Genomic DNA, 25,738 nt, shown 5'->3' with positions numbered 1-25,738 from the left:
GCCCTCGTAGCGGAGCTACTAGGGCTTTTGTCCGGTGCGGCGAGAGTGCGTGCCGGGCGTCGCGACGCCACGGAGATCCGTCAGACACCCCCTAGACGGCGCCGAACCGGATTCCCGGCGGGAGGAGCGGGCGTGAGGGCATGGGAACGTACCCGGGCCGGTGCGGCGGTGGCCCTGGCCGGCGTACTGCTGACGGGGTGCGGCATCAGCGGGACCGACCCGGTGGAGGCGGGCGGCCCCGCGGTGATCGACCTGAACCTGTCCCCGGAGAGCTGGACCATGGTGTTCCTGCGCTCCCCCAGCGGGCGGCTGGTGCCGGTGTTCCGGGAACGGGACTGGGGCGGCGGGCCGGTGGAGGACCGGGTCCTGGTCGCGGAGGCGGTACAGACGCTGTTCGAGGGCCCGACGAAAGACGAGAGCCTGACCGGGCTGACCAGCACGACGGTCCGTCTCCCGGCGGAACCGCCGGTGGGGGCGTCCATCGACAGCGAGTTCGGGCTGACCCTACGGCTGCCGCTGCCGCTCGCCTCCCTGGACGACACCGCCCTGCGGCAGGTGGTGTGCACGGCGGCGATGGCCCACGACCGGCGGGGCTGGACCCAGGTCACCCTGGCGGGCACCGACGGCGCGATGGAGGGCACACCGTGCGACGCGGCGATCAATGTGGTGCCGAGCACGGTCCGTCCTTCGATGAAGGAGTATCCGGGAGTGGGGGCGGAGCGCTCTGGGAGTCAGCCGGAACGCTGGTAAGCAGGGCCTCGGGGAAGCCTATGCACGGGACCGCTTGACGGGCCGAGCGGCCCGAGCGGCACCTGCGCGGTCCCACGGGACGGAGGGACTCCCCCCGCGGTGCTCGCGGTGGCCGCGGTACCTGCCTGACGAGGTGACGGCGTCAGACGGGGACCGCGGCCCGGTCGCCCCTCAGCGGCGGGACGACCATGGCGCGCGGCCCGCCGGTCCGCCGTCCGGACCGGTGACAGTTCGCGCCTGGCGGTGGGGCTCCCTGCTTCCGTTCAGGGGCCCCACGGTCTCCGCCCGCATGACCTGGTGGGGATCGACGGGCGGAGTGGCGCCTGCCGGTGAGTCAGGGAGGCCCACCAGGCAGGCGGTCCAGGCAGCACGAGCGCGGCCGTGGGGGGAAGCGGGCACCATCACCCGGCTCCCTCCCCGGGCACCGCGAGCCGGCACCAGGTCCGGGCTCCGCCGTCGCTGGTCCCCCATGCTCCGTGGCGCCCGGCGGCGGTGGCCTGGACCAGCAGCAGGCCCCGCCCGGACTCCGCGGGCTCGTCCGGCTGTGTCACGGGGGTCGCGTCGCCGGGCATTCCGTCGATGACCTCCACCAGGAGAGAGGCGTTCCGGAGCGTCAGCAGGACCTGGATCTGCCGGGTGCCGCTGTGGCACAGCGCGTTCGTGACCAGTTCGGACAGGACGAGGGTCACGTCGTCCATGAGTTCGGGGAGTCCGGCGTGCCGTAGCTTCGCGGCGGCGATCCGGCGCAGGAAGCCGACGAGGGCGGAGTCCTCCGGGCGGGGCGGGGCGCCACGGTCTCGCGGTGTGACCTCGATCCGCTGGTCCATCACTGTTCCGGTGCGGTGAGGAGCCGCGCGAGGGTGGGCTGTTGTCGGCATCGTCGTCGGCCTCTTCGTCGTCGTTCGAGTGGCCCGGTTCAGGGGGGTGCCGGGTCGCATGCCTTCGGGAGCGGGCCCCCGTGCGGCTGATACTCACTCAATCGCGATGCGCGATTCGGGGTAAGGCGGCACAGTGGAGTCTCGGTTGAACTGGTTGAACACCTTGGGAGTCATCGATGGCTCGACGCCTGCGAACACCGAACGCCGCTCTGGCCGAGCTGATGCGCTCGGAGGGAATCGAGAACGAGCAACTCGCACGCAGGATCAATGCAGCCGGCCGTGAACTCGGACTGACCCTGCGCTACGACAAGTCGTCCGTTTCCCACTGGCTCGCCGGGTCCGTCCCCAGGGCCGAAGTGCGACCCGCCGTCGTAGAGGCGTTCTCCCGCTTGGTGGGACGGCCCGTCACATGTGAGGAGATCGGTTGGCCGAACCCCCCGGTCGCCGACCAGGACGCGGTGACAGGAGTGATCGACCTGAGCCGAGCGGACATGGACCCGTCCCGCCGGGGGGTCCTCAAGGGCGGAATGTACGCGGCGGCGCTGGCCGTGCCCCGCTTCGAGGACGCGACGGGCCGCCTGGAAGCCGTGCGAGCCGGCCGGACCGTGCATATCGGGCGCTCGGACGTCGCGACCGTACGCACGATGACGGAGAAGATCGCCGACATCCTCGACCAGGTCGGTGCCGCGCACGCCCGCCCGATGGCCGCCGCCTTCCTGGTCAACACGGCGGGCCCCTACCTCCGCGCGAACGGCGCGGACGCGGTCGTGCGCGACATGCGGGCCGCCGTCGCCGATCTCGTGTACCTGACCGGCTGGATGGCGATGTACGAGGATCAGCAGGGCCTCGGGCAGAAGTACTACAAGCGTGCCCTCGAACTCGCCGGTGCCGCCGAGGACCACGTGACCTACTGCCGCACACTGCGCGGTATGAGCCTTCAGGCCACCCATCTCGGTCACGGCTCCAAGGGGCTGGAACTGGCCGATGCCGCCGCCGAGGCCGCCCCGTCCGCGGGCCCGCGCCTCGTGGCGTTCCTCCGGGGGCAGCAGGCCGCCGCCGCCGCCATGACCAAGGACCGGAGCACCGCGCTCGCCAGGCTGCGCGAGACCGAGACTGCGCTCTCCAGCGCCGACGACCGCAAGGACGCCGTGGGCGGCTACGACACCGCCGCCTACTTCTTCCACGAGGCCCATGTCCGCTGGTACCTGGGCGACCACGAGGGCTCGATCACCTCGCTGCGGCGTTCGAACACCGCCCGCTCGGCCCTGGAACGCCAGGGCCGTCTGCACTGCCTCGGCGTCATCGCGGAACGTCAGCTCCGGATGCGGCACGTCGAAGCGGCCTGCGTCACCTGGGGAACCTTCCTCGACAACCACATGACGCTGTCCTCCGCTCGCGGCGACAAGCACTTGACGACCATGCTCAAGGCACTGCCCGCTCATCGCGGTGTCACGGGAGTCCGGGACCTTGAGGAACGCGCACGGCACGTGGCCACGCTCAAGGCTGCCTGAGCACCGAGCAGAGCTGACCGCGGGTCCGCCGGGGGGCGATGGACAGCGCCCGGCGGGCCCCGGCCGGGGGCGGGAGCCGCCTTGGGCTACCCGCTACGTGGCCGGGGTCTCGTCCGACGCGGCGCACACGGACCACGACCCCCGCCCCGACATCCCACCTATCTCCCGTCACTGTCGGTAGTTTCTCCCCGTACCGCGCGGCATACGCGCGGCCTAGCGGGAGGTCACGCCATGTCGGTCGTGGACGAGTCACTGGTCAACAACGCGGCGTACGCCGCCCATTTCGGGGGTGCCCTCGCGCTGCCCCCGGCCCGCAGGCTGGCGGTGGTGGCCTGTATGGACGCCCGGCTCGATGTCTTCGCGATGCTGGGGCTGAAGGAGGGCGACGCTCATGTCATCCGTAACGCGGGCGGCGCGGTCACCCAGGACGCGATCCGGTCGCTGGTGATCAGTCAGCGGCTGCTGGGCACCCGCCGGGTCATGCTCATCCATCACACCGACTGCGGGATGCAGACGTTCCGCGACGACGACTTCAAACGGGACATCGAGAAGGCGACCGGGTTGCGTCCGCCCTGGTCGCCGGAGGCGTTCGCCGATCTGGAGGACGATGTGCGGCAATCGGTCCGGCGGATCGAGACCGACCCGTTCGTCCCGCACAAGGAGTCCGTACGGGGCTTCGTCTTCGATGTGGAGACGGGGCTGCTGACCGAGGTGAAGTGAGCCGCGACGGATGTCCATGGAGCGGTCCGGCGCGCTTCAGCCGGCTGTTCGGCGCCGTCCACGGTGTGCCGTCGAGACGCGGAACCGTCTGACGCGGGTCTCCGTCGGCCCGAGACGCCGGTCGCCGGGCGAGCGCGGTGGGCGGAACGCGAGGGCGAGATCCGTGTCGACGCCGAACCGGCCGTCCACGGCGATGTCGTAGCCCCGCACCTCACGCAGCGGGCGTTGAGCGTGCACGACGGCGGCCTCCGACGTCCGTACCCCAGCGTCGGACGGCCGCCGTCGCGCCCGCACGGGGCGGTCGACTCGGAATACATGGCCCCCCTTGTCCCATGGCCCCCGTACCATGGCCCCCCGTTCCATGGCCTTCCGGTCCCGCGCCCGCGCCGTTCCCGCGCGGGGAACGTACTCCGATCGTCCGGTACGGCACCGCGGATGTCCTTGCCTCTGCGCGACAGCGCCTTGCACATCCGCGCCAAGTTCGGGGCGGCGCCCCCACCGACAGCCGACGGCCCCGGGCGTCGCGGCTGGGCGACGGCCGGGGCCGGGGCGGAGGGCGCGGGAACTACAGGGTGCGTTCCAGGCGGTCCGCCATCAGTTTCACGAAGCGGGCCGGTTCGGCGGGGCGACCGCCCTCCGCGAGGACGGCGAGGGTGTGCAGGAGTTCCGCGGTCTCCGGGAGGGCCGGGTCCTCGGGACGCTGGGTGTGGGCGTCGTTGAGGGACTTCACCAGCGGGTGGCCGGGGTTCAGCTCCAGGATGCGCTTGGCGGTGGGGACGTCCTGGCCCATGGACCGGTACAGGTTCTCCAGCGCGGGCGTCATGCCGTTCGAGTCGGAGACCACGCACGCCGGGGAGACGGTGAGCCGGGTGGAGAGCCGGACCTCCTTGACCTCCTCGCCGAGCTGCCCGGTCATCCAGGTGAGCAGCGCCGCGTACTCCTCGTCGCGCTTCTCCTTCCCGGCGTCCGCCGCCTCGCCGTCGTCCTCGGCGGTGTCGAGGTCGATCTCGCCCTTGGCGACCGAGCGCAGCCCCTTGCCGTCGTACTCCCCCACCGCGTCGACCCACACCTCGTCGACCGGGTCGGTGAGCAGGAGCACCTCGATGCCCTTGGCGCGGAACGCCTCCATGTGGGGGCTGTTCTCCAGGGCGGTGCGGGAGTCGCCGGTGAGGTAGTAGATGTCGTTCTGGCCCTCCTTCATGCGCTCCGCGTAGGCCGCCAGGCTGGTCGGCTCGTCGGCGTCATGGGTGGTGTCGAAGGACGCGGCGGCCAGGATGGCGTCACGGTTGCCGGAGTCGGTGATCAGGCCCTCCTTGAGGACCGCGCCGAACTCCCGCCAGAACGTGGCGTAGCGGTCGGGGGCGTTGGTGCGCAGGTCCTTGACCGTGGCGAGGACCTTCTTGGTCAGCCGGCGCTGCATCATCAGGATGTGCCGGTCCTGCTGGAGGATCTCCCGGGAGACGTTCAGGGAGAGGTCCTGGGCGTCCACCACGCCCTTGACGAACCGCAGGTAGGGCGGGAGGAGTTCCTCGCAGTCGTCCATGATGAAGACGCGCTTGACGTAGAGCTGCACGCCGCGCTGGTGGCCCTGGGTGAACAGGTCGTGCGGTGCCTGGGCGGGGATGTAGAGGAGCGCCTGGTACTCGAAGGTGCCCTCGGCCTGGAGGCGGACCGTCTCCAGGGGGTCGCGCCAGTCGTGGCTGATGTGCTTGTACAGCTCGTGGTACTCGTCGTCGGAGACCTCGTCGCGGGGGCGGGCCCACAGCGCCTTCATGGAGTTGAGGGTCTCCGCCACGGGAGCCGCGGGTGCCTCCGGCGTCTCCTCGCCGTCGACCTCCTCCGGCTGTGGGGTCGTAGCCAGGCGGATCGGCCAGGTGATGAAGTCCGAGTAGCGCTTGACCGTCTCCCGGATCTTCCACGGCTCCGTGAAGTCGCCCAACTGGTCGTCCGGATCAGCCGGTTTGACGTGCAGGGTCACCGAGGTGCCCTGCGGCGCGTCGGCCACCGCCTCCAGCGTGTAGGTGCCCTCGCCGCGGGACGACCAGCGGGTGCCGCCGCTCTCCCCGGCCTTGCGGGTGAGCAGGGACACCTCGTCGGCCACCATGAAGGAGGAGTAGAAGCCCACACCGAACTGGCCGATCAGCCCGTCGCCCCCGGCCCCTTCCTGCGCCTCGCGCAGCTCCTTGAGGAACGCGGCGGTACCGGAGCGCGCGATGGTGCCGATGAGCTGGGTGACCTCGTCGTACGACATCCCGATGCCGTTGTCCCGCACGGTGAGCGTACGGGCGTCCTTGTCGATGTCGATCTCGATGTGCAGATCGGAGATGTCGGCGCCGAGCGAGTCGTCCCGCAGGGCGGCCAGGCGCAGCTTGTCCAGCGCGTCGGACGCGTTGGAGACCAGCTCCCGCAGGAAGACATCCTTGTTCGAGTAGATGGAGTGGATCATCAGATGGAGCAGCTGCCGCGCCTCCACCTGGAACTCAAACGTTTCGGTCGCCATGGTTCGCGAGTACCTCACAGGTCAACTGATGGGACGTACACCGACAGTACTGGTCCTGTCACTGTAGATCGACGGGACCGGGGAGAACCCCTGATCCCGCCAGTCGGCGGCGGGACACGGGAAGTTTAGTGATTTGCGGGTGCCGGAAGCCCTTGACTGGGGTCCGGCGGGGGTGGCGCACGGCTGTGCCACCGGCCGCCGCGCCGATCGACGTACGCGCGGAGCGCGGGGAAGGGATGTCATGTCGACTGTCGCCGACGACGCCACCAATGCCTGGATCCGCCGGTACCACCCGTCCGCCGGGAGTGATGTCCGGCTGGTGTGCTTTCCGCACGCGGGGGGTTCGGCGAGCTTCTTCCATCCGGTGTCGACACGGTTCACGCCGGGCGCAGACGTGGTGGCGCTCCAGTATCCGGGGCGCCAGGACCGGCGCCGGGAGCCGTGCGTGCAGGACATCGGCGAGCTGGCCGACCGGCTGTATGAGGAGTTGGGCGGGCTGAGCGCGAAACCGACCGTCAGCGCAGGGCGGCATGGGCCCGCACGGCATGCTGATCGGCGCAATACGGGGCTCATGGAAGGTCACCGAGGCCAGCGCGTCCCGGAAGTCGTCCAGCATCGGGTCCATCAGCGGGGAGTGGAAGGCGTGCGACACCCGCAGCCGAGACGTACGCCGTCCGTCCGGCAACGCGTCCGCCACGGCCAGCACGCGGTACTCCTGGGCCATGGCGCCCATGAAGACGGCGGTGTCGGTGTCGCGCAGGGTCGTCGGGTCGAGTCCCGCGCTCTCGACGGCCGCCCAGCTGGATTCGAGGACGAGGCGCTGCTGCGGGTCCATGGCGACGGCTTCGCGGGGTGAGATACCGAAGAACTCGGCGTCGAAGTCGGTGGCGTCGTGGAGGAATCCGCCGCCGGACGCGGCTGCCCGCAGGGCGTCGAGGTCCCAGCCCCGGTCGTCGGGGAAGGGTCCGATGCCGTGGCGTCCGTCGAGGAGGAGCTGCCAGAGGCTGTCGGGGTCGGTGACGTCCCCGGGGTAGCGGCAGGCCATGCCGATGACGGCGATGGGTTCGTGGGCGGCGGCCTCCAGGTCCTGGACGCGTCGCCTGGTGTGCCGCAGGTCGGCGGTGGCCCGCTTCAGGTAGTCCCTGAGCTTCTGTTCGTTGTCCTGTTGGTCGTTCATCTCAACTCACCTCGACAGGGGTCGCGAAGCGGGACGCCACGGGGCCCGCCGCCGGGTCGTACGGTGGCGCGTACGACGGGACGGGGGCCCGGTTCACGGGTTGCGCGGTGTGCGGGCAGGCGAAAGGGGCGGTCGCCCGGGGGGAGATGGGCGACCGCCCCTCGGTGACCTGTCAGGTACGCCTACGGGTGGGGGCGTGTCAGGTCACGTCCTGTGCGGCTTCTCTGTGCTCCGGCATGCGGCCCAGCATGGGTCGGGGGGTACGGGAAAATCCCTAGTCCTGCGGGGGGGCCGTGTGGCGCGCTCGGCAGTGAACGGCTGGTCCTAGTCGTCGTACGGGCCGCCGTACGACGGGTCCCCGTCGGGGTCCCCGTACCGCGCCTCGTAGTCGGCCTCGACGTCCGTGAGGGCCTGGTTGATGAGGCGGGTGGCGAAGTCGCGGTTGTCGGTGAGGTGGTTGATGTGTTCGGCGAGGAGGACGGCCGTGGCCTCCAGGGGGGTCAGTTCCGTCTTCGTCCAGTCGCCGTACTGGCGGCGCCACAGGCTCGGGCTCAGGCCGGTGCCGGCCGCGATGAGCAGTCCGGCCATGGTGGGGATGGCCTCGGGGCTGACGCTGCGGCGCATCATCGTCATCGAGGTGACGAGCGAGGGCACCACGTACTCGATGACGTCCTTGCCCTGGGCCTCGTGGGCGAGGCGCAGCCACTTCATGAAGACGTAGATGATGGAGCACACGCCGTCCAGGACGTCGTCGGCTCCCTCGGCCCCCATGGACGCGGTCACCTGGGCGACCAGGGCGCGCTGTTCGGGGTCGTTGCCGCTCTTGCCGTCGTAGATGGCCTTGAGCTGGGAGTCGATCATCATGAGCGCCGCGCCCACGTCGCCGGCCGGCGCGTACGCGGGGTCGCAGGGTGAGGGCACGGGAGTCCCCGCCTTTCTGTCGCGTGTCTCAGGTCGCGCTCACCGACAGTAGACCCGCCGTGACGCGGGGTGCGGAACTTCGGGGGTATTGACGGCAACCGGGGAGGGCGTCGGTGCGCTGTGGTAGAAGGGGGCGCGCGCTCCGGCGGACACGCCGTACGCGGTCCACACCCGCTGGTGCGCACCCGCTCCCCTCCGTGTTGTCAGTGGCTGGTGGCGTCCCACCGACGTACAGGACAGGAAAGGTGCGTGCCATGCCGGAAGTGCCATCGACCGACCGTGATGTCACCGGAGGTGCCCGGTGCTGACGCTGTCCGCGTGGCCGGGCGGCTTCGCGCGGCTGGCGGACCCCGGGCGGATCGCGGACCGTACGCGCGGTCAGATCGCCGGTTTCCTCCGGCACGACCACGACTGGCGCCACCACCCCGGTGATCTGCGGCTGCCCGGTGACACCGGGCTGGACATCGCGCTGGTGGTGGAGGGCGACCTGACCGTCGACGGGTTCCTGGACGACCATGTCACCGGGCTGGGCCTGCTCGTCGTCCTCGGTGACCTGGTCGTCGGCGATCTGCTGTCGCGGGGCGCGCTCCACGTCGGGGGCGATCTGCGCGCGGACGGGCTGGTGTACGGGTACTACAACGACTTCACCTTCGAGGTCGCCGGGGCCGTCCACGCCCGTGCCCTGGTCCTGGACGACAAGTTCTCGCACTACCGGCGGGGCACGCTCGGCGCCGAGATCGACGCCTACGAGCCCACGCCCGAGCAGTTGGGCGCGGCCCGTGAGTTGCTGGTTCCCGAGGTGTACGGGGAGCCGGGCGGGCGGCGGCGTCTGTGGCGGCGGGAGGAGCCGCCGACGCTCAGCCGTCCCGATCCGCGTCGGGTGCGGGAGCGGCTGCACCGGGGCGAGCCGCTGTTCCGGGCGGCGGCTACCGGCCGTTCGTGACGCCCGCGGTCCGGCTCACCAGGTCACGGGCAGGCTGAGCGGCCAGCGGCGGATGGTCTGGGTGTCCCAGCGGATGTCGGCGGGGCTGGTGGCGAGGCGCAGGTCCGGGAAGCGGGTGAGCAGGCCGGTGATCGCGGCGTCCAGTTCGGCGCGGGCCAGTGGCGCCGCCACACAGTGGTGGCCGCCCCAGCCGAACGTCATGTGCGGTCGGGTGGGGCGGTCGAGGTCGAGGGCGTGCGGGTCGGGGAAGACGGCGGGGTCGCGGTTGGCGGCGAGATAGGAGACATGGACGTAGTCCCCGGCGCGGATGAGGGTGCCTTCGACCTGGGTGTCCTCCAGGGCGATCCGGGGGATGCCGACGCCCTTGCGGAACGGGATGTAGCGCAGGAGTTCCTCCAGCGCGGCCGGGACGCGGGCCGGTTCGCGGGTGAGGGCGGCGCGCTCGGTGGGGCGGGTCAGCAGCAGATAGGCGATGTCGGCGATCTGGCAGGTGGCGGTGTCGTTGCCGCTGAGGATGAGGGTGACGGCGAGGACGGCCAACTCGTCGTCGCTCAGCGGTTCCTGGCCCTCGGCGACCGGGGCGCCCGCCATGGTGCTGAGCAGGTCGGTGCCGGGGTGGCGGCGCCGCTCGGGGACGAGTGCGGCGAAGTAGGCGCGCAGGGCGGCCTTGGCTCCGGCGGCGTGCTTGCGGGTCTCGGGGTCGGTGGCGAGCAGCCGCAGGGTGTGGTCGCGCAGGGTGTCGCGGTCGGCCTCGGGGACGTCGAGCAGTTCGCAGATGGTCAGATGGGGCAGCGGTACCGCGAGCCGGGTCACCAGGTCGGCGGGCGGTCCGGCGGCCTCCATCGCGGTGAGCAGATCGGCGACGACCCGTTCCACGGCCGGGCGCATGGCGGCCACCCGGTCCCGGGTGAAGGCCAGCGCCGCGGCCTGCCGGAGCCGGGTGGCGTGCGGCGGGTCGGCGACGTTGACGGACTCCGGGGAGACGATCGGCTCCGGTGTCATGCGCGGGTAGTCCCGTCCGACGATCGCCGCCCGGCTGAACCGCGGGTCGCAGGTCACCTGGCGCACCCCGGCGAAGCTGGTCACCAGCCAGGCCCCGGCCTCCCCGTACGGCAGCCGGATACGGCTGACGGGGCCGCTGCTCGCCAGGTCGGCGAGGGAGGGGTCGTAGTCCAGCGCGTCGCTGAAGTCGAAGGGGCAGGTGAGCACCGGCGGGTCTTGGGACGGCATGAGGCTCCTCGGGCCACGGACACAGGCACAGATGTCATCCAGTCTCCGGGCGGCCCATCCCGGCGGGTACCGGCGTACGGGAGCAGCGGCCCGCGCTCGGCCCTCTCGCTTCACCACCGGTGTCCCCCGGCGGACCCCCGGACCAAGAAACGGATCACCTATCCGGATCTGTTATGGTGACGCCGACGGGAAACGGATTACCTATCCGGATACGGCGATGGCAGAGGCGAAGGGGCAGGTGGGTGCGGTGCGGGAGAGTGCGCGGCGCAGGGCGCTGGTCACGGCGGGCACGGGCGGGATCGGCGTCGAGACCGCGCTCGGGCTCGCCCGCGCGGGGTTCGAGGTCACGGTGGTCGGGCGGGACGCGGAGCGCGGCGCCCGCGCGGTCGCACGGATCGAGGCCGAGGCTCCCGCCCTGCCCGCCCGCTTCCTCGCCGCCGACCTCGCCTCGCTGGACGCGGTCCGGGCGCTCGCGGACCGCGTCCTGGCCGACGGTCCGCTGACCGTGCTGGTGAACAACGTCGGCGCGATGTTCCCGGACCGCCGTGAGACCGTCGACGGCATCGAGGCGTCCTTCGCGGTGAACCACCTCTCCCCCTATCTGCTCACCGAGTCGCTGCTGCCCGCGCTGCGCGCCGGAGCCCCGAGCCGGATCGTGAACGTCACCTCCGGCGCGGTCGGTGTCGCCAAGCGGGTCTTCGACGGGGCCGAACCCCCGGGCGGCTACTACGGCTTCCACTGGTACGGCCGCGCCAAGCTCGCCCACCTCGCCCACACCCTGGACCTCGCCCGGCGGCTCGACGGGACCGGTGTCGCCGTGTTCGCGGCCGATCCGGGCGGCGCGGCGACCGACATGACCGACGGCACCCTGCGCGACCCGGCGATCGTGTCGCCGGGGCTGCGGCTGCTGTGGCCGCTGGTCCGCCGCCGGTTCGAGCGGTCCACGTCGGGTCCCGCCGAGGACGCGGCCCGCTCCTCGGTGTTCGCCGCCACCGACGCCTCCCTGACGGGCCGCACCGGCGTCGTCATCGGGCCGGACGTCCGGCCGGTCGCCCCGTTCCGCGCCGCGACCGACCCCCGGGTCGCCGGGGCCGTACGGCGGCTGAGCGAGCGGTACACCGGGTCCGGATGAGCCGTCCGGGCCTCCGGTTAGGCTCGTGCCATGTCGACCGCACCGCTGCGCAAGGACGCCGCCCGCAACTGGGAACGGATCGTCGCCGTCGCCCGCGCGCTCGTCGACGAGGGCACCCCGCTCCAGCTCAACGACGTGGCGCGGCGCGCCGGGCTCGGTGTCGGCACGGTGTACCGGCACTTCCCCACCGCCGAGGCGCTGCTGGAGACCGTCGCCACGCCCTGTCTGGAGTCGCTGACCGCGTGCGGACGGCAGGCGCTGGCGGACGACGATCCCGGACGGGCCCTCACCGTCTTCCTGACCCGCACGATCGAGGCGCAGGTCCTGGACGCCTCGCTCGCCGCGGTGACCGCCGCGCCCGGGGACGCGCTGCCCCGCACCGCCGAACTCAAGCGTGCCCTGTGGTCGGTGGGCGCCGAGCTGCTGGCCCGCGCCCGGGAGGCCGGTGCCGTACGGCCGGATCTGACCGGTGACGATCTGGTGCCGCTGATGTGCGGGATCGCCTACGCCGCGCAGGTGCACGGCGGGGAGCGGGAGCGCGCGGAGACGGCCCGGCGCTATCTGGCCGTGCTGCTGGACGGAGTGCGGTCCCGTCCGGAGCCGGACGCCTGACACCGGTCGGACGGCCCCGCGTGCCCGCGCGCGGTGGGATGAGCCGGCCGGACCGGCGCCGCTGTGCGAACGGGCCCGCGTTCCCGCGCGAGCGGTGGGATGAGGCACCGGCGCCCTCGGCCGCCAGGTCGCCCGGCCGCGTTCCCGCGCGTGCGGACCGGCGCCGCTGTGCGGACGGCCCCGCGCGCCCACGCGTGCGGTGACGGTCACCGCCCCCCGTGGTGAAAGACACCCGCGTCCCCCCGCGTACGGTGGCGGTCGGGGCGCCCCCGGCACAGCCGGGGCAACCCCTCTCGGCAGTACGGCAGAAAGGCGGACCGTCATGAAGGTGTTCCAGATCGGCGCGGCCGGAGGTGTCGGCCGCAGGCTGGCGGAGCTGCTCATCGCGCGGGGCGACGAGGTGAGCGGTATGCATCGCGCGCCCGCGCAGGCCGACACGGTCCGGGCGGCCGGGGCGGTCCCGGTGCCGGGTGATCTGATCGCTGACCCGGTGGCCGTGCTCGCGGAGCGGTTCGCGGGGCACGACGCCGTGGTGTTCTCCGCCGGGGCGCACGGCACGGGCGCGGACCAGACCTCACTGATCGACGGCGCGGGCCTGGAGAAGGCGGCGCGGGCCGCCGAAGCGGCGGGCGTACGGCGGTTCGTGCTGGTGTCGGTGTTCCCGGACGCCCTGCGGGACCGTCCGCGCAGCGACGGCTTCGAGCACTACCTCAAGGTGAAGAAGACCGCCGATGTCTTTCTGTCCCGTACGGACCTGGACTGGCTGATCGTCCGTCCGGGCACCCTCCTGGACTCCCCGGGCACCGGCCTGGTCACCGCGGGCCCGGCCGCCGAGTACGGGGACGTGCCCCGGGCCGACGTGGCCGCGTTCATCGAGGCGGCCCTGCACGAGCCGGGCCTGAACCGCACGATCGTCGAACTCACCACCGGCACCACCCCGATCGGCGACGCGGTCGCCGCACTGGCCCGCGACTGAGGCCGGGCGAAAACGGGACGCCCCCCGAGCCGCTGTCCCCGTAGCGTGCCCGGCATGGCATCCCACCCCCCGCCCGACGACCGGCCCGAGGAGTCCCGGCGGTCCCGGCTCTCCCGGATCTTCGACGAGGACGCGGAACTGTACGACCGGGCCCGCCCCGGGTATCCGGCGGCGCTGTACGACGATCTCGCCGAGTTGGCGGGCGCGGGTCCCGGCAGCCGGGTGCTGGAGGTCGGCTGCGGTACCGGGCAGGCGACGGTGCCGCTGGTCCGGCGGGGCTGCCGGGTCGTCGCCGTGGAGGCGGGCGCGCGGATGGCGGCCGTGGCCCGGCGGAAGCTGGCCGGGACGGACGCGCAGGTGGTGACGGCGGACTTCGAGACCTGGCCGCTGCCCGCCGAGCCGTTCGATCTGGTCCTCGCGGCCACCTCGTTCCACTGGCTCGACCCGGCGCTGCGGATGGCGCGAGCGGCCGACGCGCTGCGCACCGGCGGCGCGCTGGCCGTCGTACGGACGCAGCATGTGCGGGGTGGGACCGAGGAGTTCTTCGTCGAGGTGCAGCGGTGCTATGAGCGGTTCGATCCGGGCACGGTGCCGGGGTCACGGCCCGCCGACGCCGCCGTGTACGACGGGGCCGGGCACGCGGCGGAGGTGGCGCGGTCCGGGCGGTTCGGGCCGACCGTGTTCCGCCGTCATGAACCCGAGATCACCTACACCACCGGGCAGTACCTGGAGTTGCTCCGGACGTACTCAGGGCACCGGGCGCTGCCCTCGGACGCGCGGCGCGGACTGCTGGAGTGTGTCGCCGGGCTGATCGACGGACGGTACGGGGGGCGGGTCACCAAGCGGTATCTGGTCGAACTGGCGGTGTCGCTGACCGTGCCGCCGGGTGCGGTGACCAACCCCTGATTCACTCGTTTGCCGTAGGGACGTGACCATCACCTTCAGCCCTTGGGGGCAGTACCGAGATGTCCACCTCCCGTCACAGCGCCGCATCCGGTGAGCGCGCCCGTATCGGTCTCGACGAGGCCGAGGCGGCGCTGGTCGAGCAGTACACGCGGCTCGTCGTCCTCGCCTATCTGACCCTCCCGCCACGGCTCACCCGGCATCGCCGGGTCCTGGTGGCGCACGGTCTGGTGCAGCGGGCGCTGCCCGCCCGGACCCGGGGCGGCCCGGCCCGGGTGCCCGCGTCGCGGCCCGCGCTCTGGCTGCGGGTACGGGTGCTGCGCGCGGCGCTGGCCTACGAGCGGCGTCGGCGGGTGGGGCCGCGGCCGGTGCTGCCGGTGGTGTGGGGGCTGCGGCTGTTTCCCCGGGCCGGTTCGGTGGAGGAGGTGACGCTGGCGCAGGCCATGGCGCGGGTTCCGGCGGCGGGGCGGGCGGCGTTCGTGCTGCGCCGGCTGGAGGGGCTGGGCGACGACGAGGTGGCGGGGCTGCTGCGGGAGGCAGGCGCCGGCGCGCCCGAGGAGGCGGTGCGCGCCTCGTACGCGGTGGAGGAGCGGGCGGGCGACGGGGCCGAGGCGCTGCTGCGGTCCCGGGAGTTCGACGCGTGCACGGTGCAGTTGCGGCCGACGGATCTGCTGCGCAGGCGCCGCCGGGTCCGGTGGGCCGGGCTGGGCGCGGCTGTGCTGGTGGCCGCCGCCGGGACGCTGGTCGCGGCCGGTGTGCCGGGCGGCGGCGGGCCCGGGGCGGTGACGGTGGTGGCTCCGGCGGGTGCCGAGTCGGCGGACCGTCTGGTACGGGTGGCGTCCGAGGTGTGGGCCGACACCGGGCGGGTCGACTTCACGGCGTGGCCCGCGCGGGGCGGCCGGGTGGCCGACGGGCGGCTGCTGGGGCGGGCGCTGACGGTGTGGGCGGACCCGGCGCGTGAGGTGCGGGTCGGCGCGACTCCGGGCACGTCGAGGGGCGCGCCCGGTCCGGCGCCGCAACTGCTGTACGCGGGCGAGGTCGACGGGGAGACGGTCGTGCTGTTCCACGACGCTCAGCGGCTGGTGCGCTACGGCGAGCGGGACGGGGTGGCCGCGCTGGACTTCGCGCGGGCCGACGACGCCGATGTGACGACCGCGGCGGCGGTGGCGCTGGTCCGGCGGCCGGACACGGCGCGGTATCTGCTGGCGCCGTGGATCGCCGAGTCCGGTACCCGGGATCTGCTGCGGCCGGACACGCGGACCCGGCCGCTGGCGGTCGAGGACGGGCTGACGGCGCCCGTGCCGGTGCCGCCCGGCGGCGGGAGCTGCGAGGGCTGGCCCGTGCTGTGGCTGCGGTCCTCCGAACGGATCGTGGAGCGGCACGCGTTCCTCGTCACCGACCTCGGTGATCCGAGCCCCGTCCATCTCGGCTACACCCCGCCGCCGTCGTCCGGTGCCCCGGCCCGTCAGCCGCGGGAGGCGGTCGGCGCGCAGGCGCTGGCCGGATGGGCGCGCGGCGCCTGCCGGCTGGCGGAGCTGCGGGGGCGGGGGGTGCGGGCGGTGAACGAGTGGGACTTCGCGGAGCAGGAGCTGCCGGAGGACGCGGGGCGGGCGGTGTGGTCCTGTCGCCGGGCGTCCATGTGGAGCGGTGCGGGCGAGGTCGCGGTGGAGTTCAGGGCGCCCGCCGGGGGGAGCGGGGATCCGGCGCGGGTGGTGGGGCGGGCCGGGCCGACGGCGGCGTGCGGGCGGTTCGGGCAGCATGTGGTGGCCGCCACGACCTGGCGGGCGCCCGGCTCGGGCACCTCGTATCTGCTGGCCGCGGGGAGCCGTGAGGTCACCCGGATCGAGGTCACCGGGGAGGTGAGCGCCGACGGCGAGGGCCGCACGCTGGCGCAGCGGGCGGACGCGGGCGCGGAGGTCCGGGTCCGGGCGCGGCTGAACGGCGGGGAGGAGCTGGCGCCCGTGACCGATCCGGGCGGCTCCTGAGCCCGGAGGTGTGTCGGGGGCGCCCGGGTCGGTTCCGGCTGTGCATGCTGCCCGGTGGAGGCGTCCGCGCGGGCCGGACGGCCGGTGGTCCGGGCGGGTCCGGGCGGGTCCGGGCGGGTCCGGGCGGGTCCGGGCGGGTCCGGGCGGGTCCGGGCGGGTCCGGGCGGGTCCGGGCGGGATACGGAAGGAGGAGGCGGCCATGCTCAGCATCGGGATCGACGTCGGCGGTACGCACACCGACGCCGTGCTGATCCGGGACGGCCGGGTGGCGGGTGCCGTCAAGACCGCCACCACGGCCGAGGTGACCGGAGGGATCGTCACCGCGCTGGCCGGGCTGCGCGGTGACACCGGGTTCGATCCGGCGGAGGTGGCCGCCGTGATGATCGGGACGACCCATTTCATCAACGCGCTGGTGGAGGGCGACCGGCTGACGCCGACCGCCGCGATCCGGTTCGCGCTCCCGGCGACCCGCGCGCTGCCGCCGCTGGTGGACTGGCCCGAGCCGCTGCGCTCGGCGGTCGGCGGGCACAGCCATCTCTGTCACGGCGGGCACGAGTACGACGGCCGGGAGATCGAGCCGTTCGACGAGGCCGAGTTCCGGGCGGTGCTGGAGCGGGCGGTGGCCGCCGGGGCGCGGTCGTTCGCGCTGTCGTCGGTGTTCTCGCCGGTGAACGCCGAGTTCGAGCTGCGGGCGGCGCGGATCATCGCCGAGCAGGTGCCCGGCGCGCCGGTGAGCCTGTCCCACGAGATCGGCCGGATGGGGCTGCTGGGCCGGGAGAACGCGACCGTCATCAACGCGGCGCTGTCCGATGTCGCGGACACGGTGACGGGCGGGCTGGCCCGGACGGTCGCCGAGGCGGGCATCACCGCCCCGGTGTTCCTGAGCCAGAACGACGGCACGCTGATGGACATCGAGTACGCCCGCCGCCATCCGGTGGCCACGTTCGCGTCCGGTCCCACCAACTCGATGCGGGGCGCGGCGTTCCTGTCCGGCGCGCTGTCCTGCGCGGTGGTCGACGTCGGCGGCACCACCACCGATGTGGGCGTGCTCCGGGAGGGCTTCCCCCGTGAGGCGTCGGCGGAGGTCAGTGTGGCGGGGGTGCGGACCAACTTCCGGATGCCCGATGTGCTGTCGGTGGCGATCGGCGGCGGCAGCCATGTCTCCGGTGACGGCCGCACGACCGGACCGGCGAGCGTCGGCTACCGGCTCACCGAACGGGCGCTGGTCTTCGGCGGCGACCAGCTCACGGCCACGGATCTCGCGGTCGCCGCCGGGCGGGCCGACATCGGGGACGCGTCCCTGGTCGGCGGGTTGAGCCGGACGCTGGTCGGGGACGGTCTCGCGCGGATCGGGGAGCGGCTGGCGGAGCTGGTGGACCGGATGCGGGTGTCGGCGCGGCCGGTGCCGGTGGTCGCGGTCGGCGGCGGCAGCATCCTGGTGCCGGACGACCTGCCGGGCGCCTCGCGGGTGCTGCGGCCCGAGCACTTCGCCATGGCCAACGCGATCGGCGCGGCCATCGCCCAGGTCGGCGGGGAGGTCGACCGGGTGTTCCGGGTGGACGACGGGCGGCGGCGGGAGGCGGCCCTGGACGAGGCCCGGCAGGAGGCCGTGGACCGGGCGGTCGCCGCGGGCGCCCGGCCCGGGTCGGTCGAGATCGTCGACGTCGAGGAGGTCCCCCTCGCCTACCTCCCGGGCAACGCGACCCGTGTCCGGGTCAAGGCGGTCGGCGAACTGGGGCTTGACGGGGCGGGGCGCGGACGGAGCGGAGACGGCGATGCGTGAGATCAGCGGCCGGGAACTGCCGGACATGGCGCGCGGTGCCGCGGTGCTCGGCACCGGCGGCGGGGGCGACCCGTACGTGGGGCGGCTGCTCGCCGAGGAGGCGGTGCGACGGCACGGGCCGGTGCGCCTGGTCGCGGTGGACGAGGTGCCCGACGACGCGGTGGTGGTGCCGACGGCGTTCATGGGCGCGCCGACCGTACTGGTGGAGAAGGTCCCTTCGGGGACGGAGACGACCCGCGCGCTGCGCATGGTGGAGGAACTCATCGGCCGCCGCGCCACCCACACGGTGTCCATCGAGGCGGGCGGGCTGAACTCGATGATCCCCGTCGCCGCGGCGGCGGAGCTGGGGCTGCCGCTGATCGACGCCGACGGCATGGGACGGGCGTTCCCCGAGTTGCAGATGCTGCTGCCGACGCTGGGCGGGGTCGCCGCCTCGCCGATGGCGCTCGCCGACGAGCGCGGCAACACACTGGGCCTGCGGGCCGTGGACAACGGCTGGGCGGAGCGGCTGGCCCGGACGGTGACGGTGGAGATGGGGTGCAGCGCGGGCATCAGCCTCTACGTACTGACCGGGCGTCAGGTCAAGGACCATCTGGTGCGGGGCACGATGACCCTGTGCGAGCGGCTCGGCCGGGCGATCCGCCAGGCCACCGACGCGCACACCGACCCGGTCCGGGCGGCGGCGGACATCCTCTCCGGGCGGTTGGTCTTCACGGGGAAGGTGACGGATGTACGGCGGCGTACGGAGGGCGGGTTCGCCCGGGGCGAGGCGCTGCTCGACGGTCTCGGCGACCACGCGGGGCACGGGATGGAGCTGGCGTTCCAGAACGAGCACCTGGTGGCCCGGCGGGACGGCGGGGTCGTGGTCAGCGTCCCCGACCTGATCTGTGTCCTGGACACCGACAGCGGCGCCCCGGTCACCACCGAGGCGCTGCGCTACGGGATGCGGGTGAGCGTGGTCGGCGCGCCCTGTGACGAGCGCTGGCGTACCCCGGAGGGTCTCGCCCTGGCCGGTCCGGCGTACTTCGGCTACGACCATGTGTATGTGCCGGTGTGAGGCGGCTCCCGGGCCGTGCGGGACACCGGGAGCCGGCCGGAGGGTCAGAGGTACTCGCAGTCGATCGTGGGGTCGGACGGGCTGTCCACGGGGGCGCCGGGGACGGGGCCGTTGTTGGCGCCGCCGCTGACATAGACCGCCGAGATCCAGCCCAGGGTGCGGCCCGGGGTGATGACCTGGACCCAGTAGGTGTTGGTGTAGGAGCCGTCGGTGACCCGGCCGGACGGACCCGCGTCGACCTGGCAGTACGCCTTCACCGTGACCCGGGTGAGGCGTTCGGTGGTGGCGAGGTCGCAGGTGGTGCTCTGGCAGGTGCGGACCCGTACGTCGCTGGCCCAGATGTGGACCGAGCCGCTCGGCGGATGCGCGGCGGCCGGCTGGGCGACGGCGATCAGCAGCGCGGCGGCGGCGGTCAGCAGCGCGGCCAGCAGACGCAGGGGGCGGGCGGTCTTCGTGAGGGTGGACATGGGGTGGGGGGTCCTCTCCCTGGGGTGGTCGCGGGCGGCGGGTGCCGCGCCGGTCGTGGGTGCGACGCGGGGAGGGACGTATTCGTATGACCCCGCGCCGGTCGTCGGTGCGACGCCGGGAGGGGCGGGTTCGTATGACCGTCGCGGGACGTCAGCCCGGTCGCGCGGTCTCCAGGGGTTCGTGGGCCTCGCGGCTGTCGAGGTGGGTAAAGACGCGGTGGGCCTCGGCGGCGAGGCGGTCGCCCCGGGCGCGGTCGCCTCCGGCGAGGGCGGCGCGGGCCAGGTCACGCAGGGTGCGGGCCCGCCACAGGGGCAGCGCGAGCCGCTCCCACAGGGCGAGGGACTCCCGCAGGGTGACGGTGGCGCCCTCGGGGTCCGCCGCCGCGAGCCGCCACTCGCCGAGGGTGCGCAGGACGAGGGCCTCGCCGAACAGGTCCTGACGTTCCCGGGTGATCTCCAGGCAGCGGTCCAGGCGCTGCCGGGCGCGGTCCATGAGGCCCTGGCGGAACTCCACCTTGGCGAGGGACTGGCTGGCGTACATGACGCCGAACGCGTCGCCGGTGGCGTCGAACAGGGCGAGGGACTCGCCCAGCAGGATCCGGGCGGCCGGGAGGTCGCCACGCGCCCGGTGGACCAGGCCCAGCGCGCGCAGGGCGAGCGCCTCACCGTGCCGGTCACCGGCGGCGGCGTACTGCCGGTGCGCCTCGCTCAGCGCGTCCCATGCCTCGGTGAAGCGGCCCTGGTCGCGGTGGACACAGCCGATGCCGTAGTGCGCGTGGGCCATCGACGCCCGGTCCGCCGGTTCGCGAAGGTGCTCCAGTGCCGCGCCGAGCAGGGTCAGCGCCTCGGCGAAGCGGGCCTGTTCACGGCGGGCGGCGCCCATCCCGGCCAGCGCCCGCGCCCGGCCGCGCGGCACGTCCCGCTCCTCGAAACGGGTCAGGGCGGTGGCGAAGAAGGCGTAGGCGTCGTCGAACCGGTCCTGTTCCAGGCGGAGTTGGCCCAGGCCGTGCAGCAGCCATGCCTCGCCCTCGACGTCCCCGCCGCGCCGGGCGGCGTCCAGGGCGGCGTGGTGGGAGCGGGACCAGGCGTCGAACTGGTTGTAGAGCGCGGCGGACGCCGCCATGAGGGCTGCGGCGAGTTCCCGCGCGGCTCCGGCCATGCCGTGTTCGGCGCAGTGCAGGACGGCGGCGAGCAAGCAGCGGTGTTCGGCGGCGAACCAGGCGGCGGGTTCCTCGGTTCCGTCCAGTCCGGTGGCGGGGGGTGCGGGGGCTAGTTCGACCGTGGCGGGTAGGGCCGTGGTGGGTACGGCCGTGACGGGTACGGCGCTCAGCACGCCCCCGAGTCCGGCGCTCGGCCCTCCCCCGGCTCCGGCGTCGTCCCCGTCCGTGCCCGCGTCCGCGTCGGCGCTCCGGGTCGGCGTGTCCGTGCCGGACGGCAGGAGGCGGGACGCGCCGCCGGGGCCGCGGGCCGCCGCGTCGTGTGCCATGGTGAGCCAGCGGGCGACCAGCCGCCGTACCGCGGACTCCCGTTCGGCGGGAGGGTCGTCGGCGAGGCAGTGCTCGCGGGCGTGTTCGCGGGCCAGGTCGTGGATGCGGTAGCGGGTGCGGCCGGTCTCGTCGGTGCGGACGACCTCCACGAAGTGGCAGTCCACCAGGCGTTCGACGGCGTCCTCCGCCGCGTGCTCGGGGATGTCGAGCAGCGGTCCGGCGACCCAGGCCGCGAAGTCGGGCAGGTCCATCAGCGCCAGTCGGCGCAGGGCACGCTGTTCCTGCGCGTCGAGGTCGGCGTAGCCGAGTCCGAGGCTGGCGCGGACCTCCAGGTCACCGGCCTGGAGTTCGTCGAGGCGGCGGCGTTCGTCGCCGAGGCGGGCGGCGAGCCGGGCGGGGGTCCAGTGCGGGCGGGCGGCGAGCCGGGCTCCGGCGATGCGGACCGCGAGGGGGAGCCTGCCGCACAGGGTGACGATCTCGGCGGCGCGGTCCCGTTCGAGGCTGGGGCGGGTCGGTCCGGCGACCCGGGCGAGCAGGTCGAGGGCCTCGGACTCGGACGGCACACCGAGATCGAGATGGGCGGCGCCCTCCAGGGCGACGAGTCGGCGGCGGCCGGTGACCAGGACGGCGGAGCCGCCGCCGGGCGGCAGCAGCGGACGCAGCAGGGCCTCGCTGACGGCGTTGTCGAGGATGAGCAGTATCCGGCGGCGGGCGATGCTCGTGCGGTACAGGCCGAGGAGGTCCTCCTCGTCGTGGGCCGGGGTGTCGGGGTCGATGCCGAGCGCGCGCAGCAGCCGGGCCAGGGCGTCCGCGGTGCGCACCGGCTCGGAGTCGGCGGCGCGCAGGTCGACGAAGAGCTGTCCGTCGGGGAAGAGGGCGGCGGTGCGGTGGCCGACATGGACGGCGAGGGCGGTCTTGCCGGTGCCGGAGCGGCCGGTGATCACTCCGACGGGCGGGGCGGTGCGGCGGGGGTCGCGGACCTGTTCGAGGAGGGCGGTGGCCCAGGTGATCTGTTCGGTGCGCCCTATGAAGTCGGCGACATCCGGCGGGAGTTGGGAGGGGACGGGGGGCCGGGCGGGCGCCGGGGGTTCCGGCCGGGCGGCGGGCGGTTCCGGTGCGGCGGGGCGTGGTGTGCGGCGGGGCGGGGCGCCGAGGAGGGCGGGGTCGGCGCGGAGCACGGCGTGGTGCAGGGCGCGCAGTTCGGGGCCGGGGTCGACGCCGAGTCCGGTGCGCAGCAGGCGGCGGCCCTCCTCGTAGCAGCGCAGGGCGTCGGCGGCGCGGCCGGTGCGGAACAGGGCGGTCATCAGCTGGCCGCGCGGGCGTTCGCGCAGCGGGTGCGCGGCGACATGGGCGACCAGTTCGGCGACCAGGTCGGTACGCCGGTCGAGGGCGAGTTCGGCGGCGAAGCGGAACTCCTGTGCCTCCAGGCGGAGTTCGGTCAGTCGGAGGGCCTCCACGCGGGCGAAGCTCTGGCCGAGTCCTTCCAGGGCGTCCTGGCCGTGCCACAGGCGCAGCGCGCGGTGCAGGGTGTCGACGGCCTCCTCGGCGCGGCCCTCGCGGGCGGCGGCGCGTCCGGCGGCGCAGTGCTCGGCGAAGCGGCGGGCGTCCACGGCGGCGGGCGGGAACTCGGCGACATATCCCGGGGAGCGGGTGCGGACGGCGTCGGCGCCCTCCCAGCCGGCCAGCGCGCGGCGCAGTCCGGAGATGTGGGAGGCGACCAGTGCCCGTGCGGTGGCGGGCGGTTCCTCCTCCCAGACGAGATCGACCAGCCGTCCGGCGGAGAGCACATCTCCGAGATGGACGACGAGTGCGGCGAAGAGGGCGGTCGGTTTCGCACCGCTGAGCGGAATCCGATGACCGCCGCTCCATACCTCGACCGGCCCCAGCAAGCGAACGTCCATCGTGTCCCCCGATTTCACGTTCCCGAACGTCGGGGAAAACATACCGGCCGGTACCGACAGACATGCGGAGCACCGCGTCGCCGGTTTTCCGGTGGCGGCGCGGTCAGGGCGGCACATGGCCGAAAGACACTGGTTTTCCGGTGTGAATTCCTCCCGATTCGAAAAGGAGACTGTCCGATTTCCATCGGGGGACGGCGGGGAACGCCACTCCGTATGAGCGCGCGGGCCATTCGGCCGGAAAGTCCCGCCCGCAATTCCCCGTACTCCGGAGAGGCCGCGAGCGCCCGCACTCATCCGCCGCCCCCGGGTCCCGCCGCCTTGCAGCACTTCTGCAGCGTTCTTGCAGAGCGGCCCGCCACGCTGGTCGGGTGACGGATCTCATCCTGCTCTCGGACCCCCGGGTCGCCGCGATCGCGGTCGCCGACACCGGTGAACCCCTGGTCGACGTACGGGAGTGCGCGGCGCTGCGGGTCGACGGGCGCCAGGCGGACGACGACGGCGCGTACGCGCGGGTGCGGGCCGATGTGCTGCGCCGGCTGCTGCTCGCCCAGGACGCGCTGCCCGACGGTGTCCGGCTGCTGCTGGTGGAGGGGTTCCGGCCGCCCGCGCTCCAGCGGCGCTACTTCGACTCCTACGCGGCCACCTTGCGCGCCGCGCACCCGGCCGCCGGACCCGCCCGGATACGCGAGCTGGCCAGCGCGTACATCTCACCGCCGGAGGTCGCCCCGCATGTCAGCGGCGGTGCCGTGGATCTGACGCTGTGCACCGCCGACGGCGCCGAACTCCCGCTGGGCACCGAGGTGAACGCCACACCGGAGGAGAGCGGGGGCCGCTGCCGCACCGCCGCGCCCGGTCTGGACGCCGAGGCCCGCGCGAACCGGACGGTCCTGGGCCGGGCGATGACCGCGGCGGGGTTCGTCAACTATCCGACCGAGTGGTGGCACTGGTCGTACGGCGACCGGTACTGGGCGCTGACGACCGCGGCGCCCGCGGCCCGCTACGGACCCGTCGAACCGGGCCACCACCCGTAGTACTCCGGGCCCGCGCGGGCCCGGCACCGTCCGACACGGACACCGACCGGGGGAACCACCATGGAGAGCACCTGTATCGCGGCGACCATGACCACGTCGTCGCCCACGACACCCTTGACCGCACCGCCCCTCGCGGCGCCCACCGCGCCGACCCCGCCCGGCGGCGGCACCGACCCGGCGGCCGGGCCCGCCGACCGGATGACCGCCGCCGAGTTCGACGAGGCGTTCACCGCCGTGATGCCCCGGCTGCGGCGCCGGCTGCTGGCGCTGACCGGCGATCCGCACGACGCCGACGACCTCGTCCAGGAGACCTATCTGCGGCTGTCGCGCCGGGCCCGCTCACACACCCTGGTACGGCAGCACCAGCCGTACGCCTACACCTGTGCGGCGGCGCTGAACCTGCTGCGGGACCTGTGGCGCCACCCCTCGCGCCAGGAGCACTGCACCGACCGGCTGCCCGACCGCGGCTGGGACGGGGGCTTCGCCCGCCGGGAGGCGGAGACGGTGGCCACCGGGCTGCTGCGCGGGCTGTCCGCGAAGGAGGCGGCGGCGGTGATCCTGGTCGACATCGAGGGACTCACGCACGACGCGGCGGCCGAGCGGCTCGGCGCGCACCGGGGCACGGTCCAGCGCAACCGGATGCGCGGCCTCGCCAAGATCCGGGCCGTGCTCGACGCATACGAACCGGGCGTCCCGTCCGTCTCCCCCGCGCAGGGCGAGGAGCCCGGCCCGACGGCAGGGACCGACCGGGCCGGGCGGCCCGCGCGGTGACCCGGACCGGACCGACCGACCGTCCCGGGTGACCGCGCCGCTCCGGCCACCCAGCCCCGTGGCGTCAACCGTTCCGCACATGGACCACTTCAGGGGGAACCCGTAATGCGCCGCACCACCCGCACGACGGCGGTGGCCTCAGGGCTGCTGCTCGCCGCCGCGCTGACCTGTACGGCGACCGGGACGGCGACCGCCGCTCCGGCCGCCGTCCCGGCGGCGGCCACCGCCGACTGCCGTCCGCTCACCGACGCCTCCGAGCAGGCGCGGGCCATCGTCGCCGCCGCCTGCTCACAGCTCGGCGTGCCCTACTCCTGGGGCGGCGGCTCGATCCACGGGCCGACGTACGGCCAGGACTATCCGGGCGGCGGTCCCGGCGCCCATGACAGCCAGGTGAAGGGCTTCGACTGCTCGCATCTGATGCAGTACGCGGCCTGGCAGGGCGCCGGGATCTCGCTGCCCGAGGGCTCCTGGAACCAGGCCCGCTGGAGCGGCGCCACCGCCCGCTTCACCCGCGACCAGGGCCTCGGCCCGCTCCAGCCGGGCGATCTGCTGCTGTGGGGGTCGAACCCGGCGGACCTCGGCAGCGTCCACCACATCGCCCTCTATCTCGGCGGCGGCAGGATGGTCGAGGCCCGGGAGTCGGGAACGCTGGTGATGGTCAGCGACGTACGGCTCACCGCGCAGTACGCGGGCGCCCTGCGGATCACCGGGGGCGCGCAGCCGCCCGCCGGGACCAAGCGGTTCATGACCTGGGGCACCGGCGTGGGGCTGCGGCCCCAGCCGCACACCCGGGAACCGGTGACCGGGCGGCTGACCGGGCCGACCGCGGTGGATGTGCAGTGCCAGGCCCGCGGTGAGCTGGTGCGGGCCGAGGGCTACAGCAACGACGCCTGGTCCTACCTCCCGGCGTACCGCGCCTGGATCTCCAACATCTACATCGACGACCCGGCGGCCTGGCTGCCCGGCGTCCCGGCCTGCTGACCGGCATCCCACCGTCCCCTTC

General features: G+C 73.9%; 21 protein-coding genes and 2 pseudogenes. 15 read left to right on the top strand and 8 right to left on the bottom strand.

Annotated features, from left to right (window positions below):
* The first annotated feature begins 132 nt into the window (after positions 1-132).
* Positions 133-750: a hypothetical protein gene (locus tag AB0D49_RS28310; RefSeq protein ID WP_362762408.1), complete on the top strand. Its 618-nt coding sequence runs from the start codon at positions 133-135 to the stop codon at positions 748-750.
* Positions 751-1,151: 401 nt separating this feature from the next.
* On the opposite strand, the gene AB0D49_RS28305 is transcribed toward AB0D49_RS28310, so the two are convergent.
* Entirely contained in the window at positions 1,152-1,577 is a 426-nt protein-coding gene (locus AB0D49_RS28305; RefSeq protein ID WP_362762406.1) for an ATP-binding protein, read from the bottom strand.
* Positions 1,578-1,804: 227 nt separating this feature from the next.
* On the opposite strand from AB0D49_RS28305, the gene AB0D49_RS28300 reads away from it, so the two are divergent.
* Positions 1,805-3,139: a hypothetical protein gene (locus AB0D49_RS28300; protein WP_362762405.1), complete on the top strand. Its 1,335-nt coding sequence runs from the start codon at positions 1,805-1,807 to the stop codon at positions 3,137-3,139.
* Between the two features lie 231 nt (positions 3,140-3,370).
* Positions 3,371-3,859 (top strand): carbonic anhydrase, encoded by a 489-nt coding sequence (locus tag AB0D49_RS28295; protein WP_362762404.1) that lies wholly within the window; start codon positions 3,371-3,373, stop codon positions 3,857-3,859.
* A gap of 36 nt (positions 3,860-3,895) precedes the next feature.
* Here AB0D49_RS28295 and AB0D49_RS28290 read toward each other — a convergent pair whose 3' ends face one another.
* Complete coding sequence (locus AB0D49_RS28290; protein ID WP_362762403.1) at positions 3,896-4,096, bottom strand: hypothetical protein; 201 nt, start codon at positions 4,094-4,096, stop codon at positions 3,896-3,898.
* A gap of 328 nt (positions 4,097-4,424) precedes the next feature.
* Positions 4,425-6,359, bottom strand: coding sequence for a molecular chaperone HtpG (gene htpG / locus AB0D49_RS28285; protein WP_362762401.1), 1,935 nt, complete (start codon positions 6,357-6,359; stop codon positions 4,425-4,427).
* A gap of 241 nt (positions 6,360-6,600) precedes the next feature.
* Here htpG and AB0D49_RS28280 point away from each other — a divergent pair.
* A pseudogene (locus tag AB0D49_RS28280) lies at positions 6,601-6,876 on the top strand (thioesterase domain-containing protein); the annotation flags it as partial.
* Positions 6,877-7,059: 183 nt separating this feature from the next.
* Here the strand turns inward: AB0D49_RS28280 and AB0D49_RS28275 are convergent.
* Both AB0D49_RS28275 and AB0D49_RS28270 read right to left on the bottom strand, forming a co-directional pair.
* Positions 7,060-7,536, bottom strand: a pseudogene (locus tag AB0D49_RS28275) (beta-ketoacyl synthase N-terminal-like domain-containing protein); the annotation flags it as partial.
* 324 nt (positions 7,537-7,860) lie between these two features.
* Positions 7,861-8,457, bottom strand: coding sequence for a hypothetical protein (locus tag AB0D49_RS28270; protein ID WP_362762399.1), 597 nt, complete (start codon positions 8,455-8,457; stop codon positions 7,861-7,863).
* Positions 8,458-8,758: 301 nt separating this feature from the next.
* On the opposite strand from AB0D49_RS28270, the gene AB0D49_RS28265 reads away from it, so the two are divergent.
* Positions 8,759-9,400 carry a hypothetical protein gene (locus AB0D49_RS28265; RefSeq protein WP_362762397.1) on the top strand — a complete coding sequence of 214 codons (642 nt, stop codon included), beginning with the start codon at positions 8,759-8,761 and terminating at the stop codon, positions 9,398-9,400.
* A gap of 15 nt (positions 9,401-9,415) precedes the next feature.
* Here the strand turns inward: AB0D49_RS28265 and AB0D49_RS28260 are convergent, their stop codons facing one another.
* Complete coding sequence (locus tag AB0D49_RS28260; protein WP_362762395.1) at positions 9,416-10,630, bottom strand: cytochrome P450; 1,215 nt, start codon at positions 10,628-10,630, stop codon at positions 9,416-9,418.
* A gap of 217 nt (positions 10,631-10,847) precedes the next feature.
* Here AB0D49_RS28260 and AB0D49_RS28255 point away from each other — a divergent pair, with 217 nt between their 5' ends.
* The 7 genes from AB0D49_RS28255 to AB0D49_RS28225 all read left to right on the top strand — a co-directional run bounded on the left by AB0D49_RS28255 (position 10,848) and on the right by AB0D49_RS28225 (position 19,078).
* Positions 10,848-11,762, top strand: a complete 915-nt coding sequence (locus AB0D49_RS28255) for an SDR family NAD(P)-dependent oxidoreductase (RefSeq protein ID WP_362762393.1) — start codon at positions 10,848-10,850, stop codon at positions 11,760-11,762.
* 30 nt (positions 11,763-11,792) lie between these two features.
* A complete protein-coding gene (locus tag AB0D49_RS28250; RefSeq protein WP_362762391.1) occupies positions 11,793-12,374 on the top strand; it encodes a TetR/AcrR family transcriptional regulator in 582 nt (193 codons plus the stop codon).
* A gap of 322 nt (positions 12,375-12,696) precedes the next feature.
* Entirely contained in the window at positions 12,697-13,350 is a 654-nt protein-coding gene (locus AB0D49_RS28245) for an NAD(P)H-binding protein (RefSeq protein WP_362762389.1), read from the top strand.
* A gap of 54 nt (positions 13,351-13,404) precedes the next feature.
* Positions 13,405-14,256, top strand: a complete 852-nt coding sequence (locus tag AB0D49_RS28240) for a class I SAM-dependent methyltransferase (RefSeq protein ID WP_362762388.1) — start codon at positions 13,405-13,407, stop codon at positions 14,254-14,256.
* 59 nt (positions 14,257-14,315) lie between these two features.
* Positions 14,316-16,238 carry a hypothetical protein gene (locus tag AB0D49_RS28235; RefSeq protein ID WP_362762386.1) on the top strand — a complete coding sequence of 641 codons (1,923 nt, stop codon included), beginning with the start codon at positions 14,316-14,318 and terminating at the stop codon, positions 16,236-16,238.
* A gap of 199 nt (positions 16,239-16,437) precedes the next feature.
* The gene (locus tag AB0D49_RS28230) at positions 16,438-18,021 is read left to right on the top strand and encodes a hydantoinase/oxoprolinase family protein (RefSeq protein WP_362762384.1); all 1,584 of its coding nucleotides are present in this window, start codon (positions 16,438-16,440) and stop codon (positions 18,019-18,021) included.
* A complete protein-coding gene (locus AB0D49_RS28225; protein WP_362762382.1) occupies positions 18,014-19,078 on the top strand; it encodes a DUF917 domain-containing protein in 1,065 nt (354 codons plus the stop codon). The genes AB0D49_RS28230 and AB0D49_RS28225 overlap by 8 nt, the downstream gene beginning before the upstream one ends.
* A gap of 44 nt (positions 19,079-19,122) precedes the next feature.
* Here AB0D49_RS28225 and AB0D49_RS28220 read toward each other — a convergent pair whose 3' ends face one another.
* Positions 19,123-19,545: a hypothetical protein gene (locus tag AB0D49_RS28220; RefSeq protein ID WP_362762380.1), complete on the bottom strand. Its 423-nt coding sequence runs from the start codon at positions 19,543-19,545 to the stop codon at positions 19,123-19,125.
* Between the two features lie 151 nt (positions 19,546-19,696).
* On the bottom strand, positions 19,697-22,933 hold the full coding sequence (locus AB0D49_RS28215; protein ID WP_362762378.1) for a BTAD domain-containing putative transcriptional regulator: 3,237 nt from the start codon (positions 22,931-22,933) through the stop codon (positions 19,697-19,699).
* Positions 22,934-23,301: 368 nt separating this feature from the next.
* Here AB0D49_RS28215 and AB0D49_RS28210 point away from each other — a divergent pair, with 368 nt between their 5' ends.
* The 3 genes from AB0D49_RS28210 (at position 23,302) to AB0D49_RS28200 (ending at position 25,716) form a co-directional block, all read left to right on the top strand.
* Positions 23,302-23,964, top strand: a complete 663-nt coding sequence (locus AB0D49_RS28210; RefSeq protein WP_362762376.1) for a M15 family metallopeptidase — start codon at positions 23,302-23,304, stop codon at positions 23,962-23,964.
* 60 nt (positions 23,965-24,024) lie between these two features.
* Complete coding sequence (locus AB0D49_RS28205; protein ID WP_362762374.1) at positions 24,025-24,735, top strand: RNA polymerase sigma factor; 711 nt, start codon at positions 24,025-24,027, stop codon at positions 24,733-24,735.
* Positions 24,736-24,840: 105 nt separating this feature from the next.
* On the top strand, positions 24,841-25,716 hold the full coding sequence (locus AB0D49_RS28200; RefSeq protein ID WP_362762372.1) for an NlpC/P60 family protein: 876 nt from the start codon (positions 24,841-24,843) through the stop codon (positions 25,714-25,716).
* Positions 25,717-25,738: the final 22 nt, after the last annotated feature.

It is taken from the genome of Streptomyces sp. NPDC048290 (assembly GCF_040652095.1).
In the GTDB taxonomy this organism is placed as follows: domain Bacteria; phylum Actinomycetota; class Actinomycetes; order Streptomycetales; family Streptomycetaceae; genus Streptomyces.
This window is presented reverse-complemented; position numbering and strand designations above follow the sequence as displayed.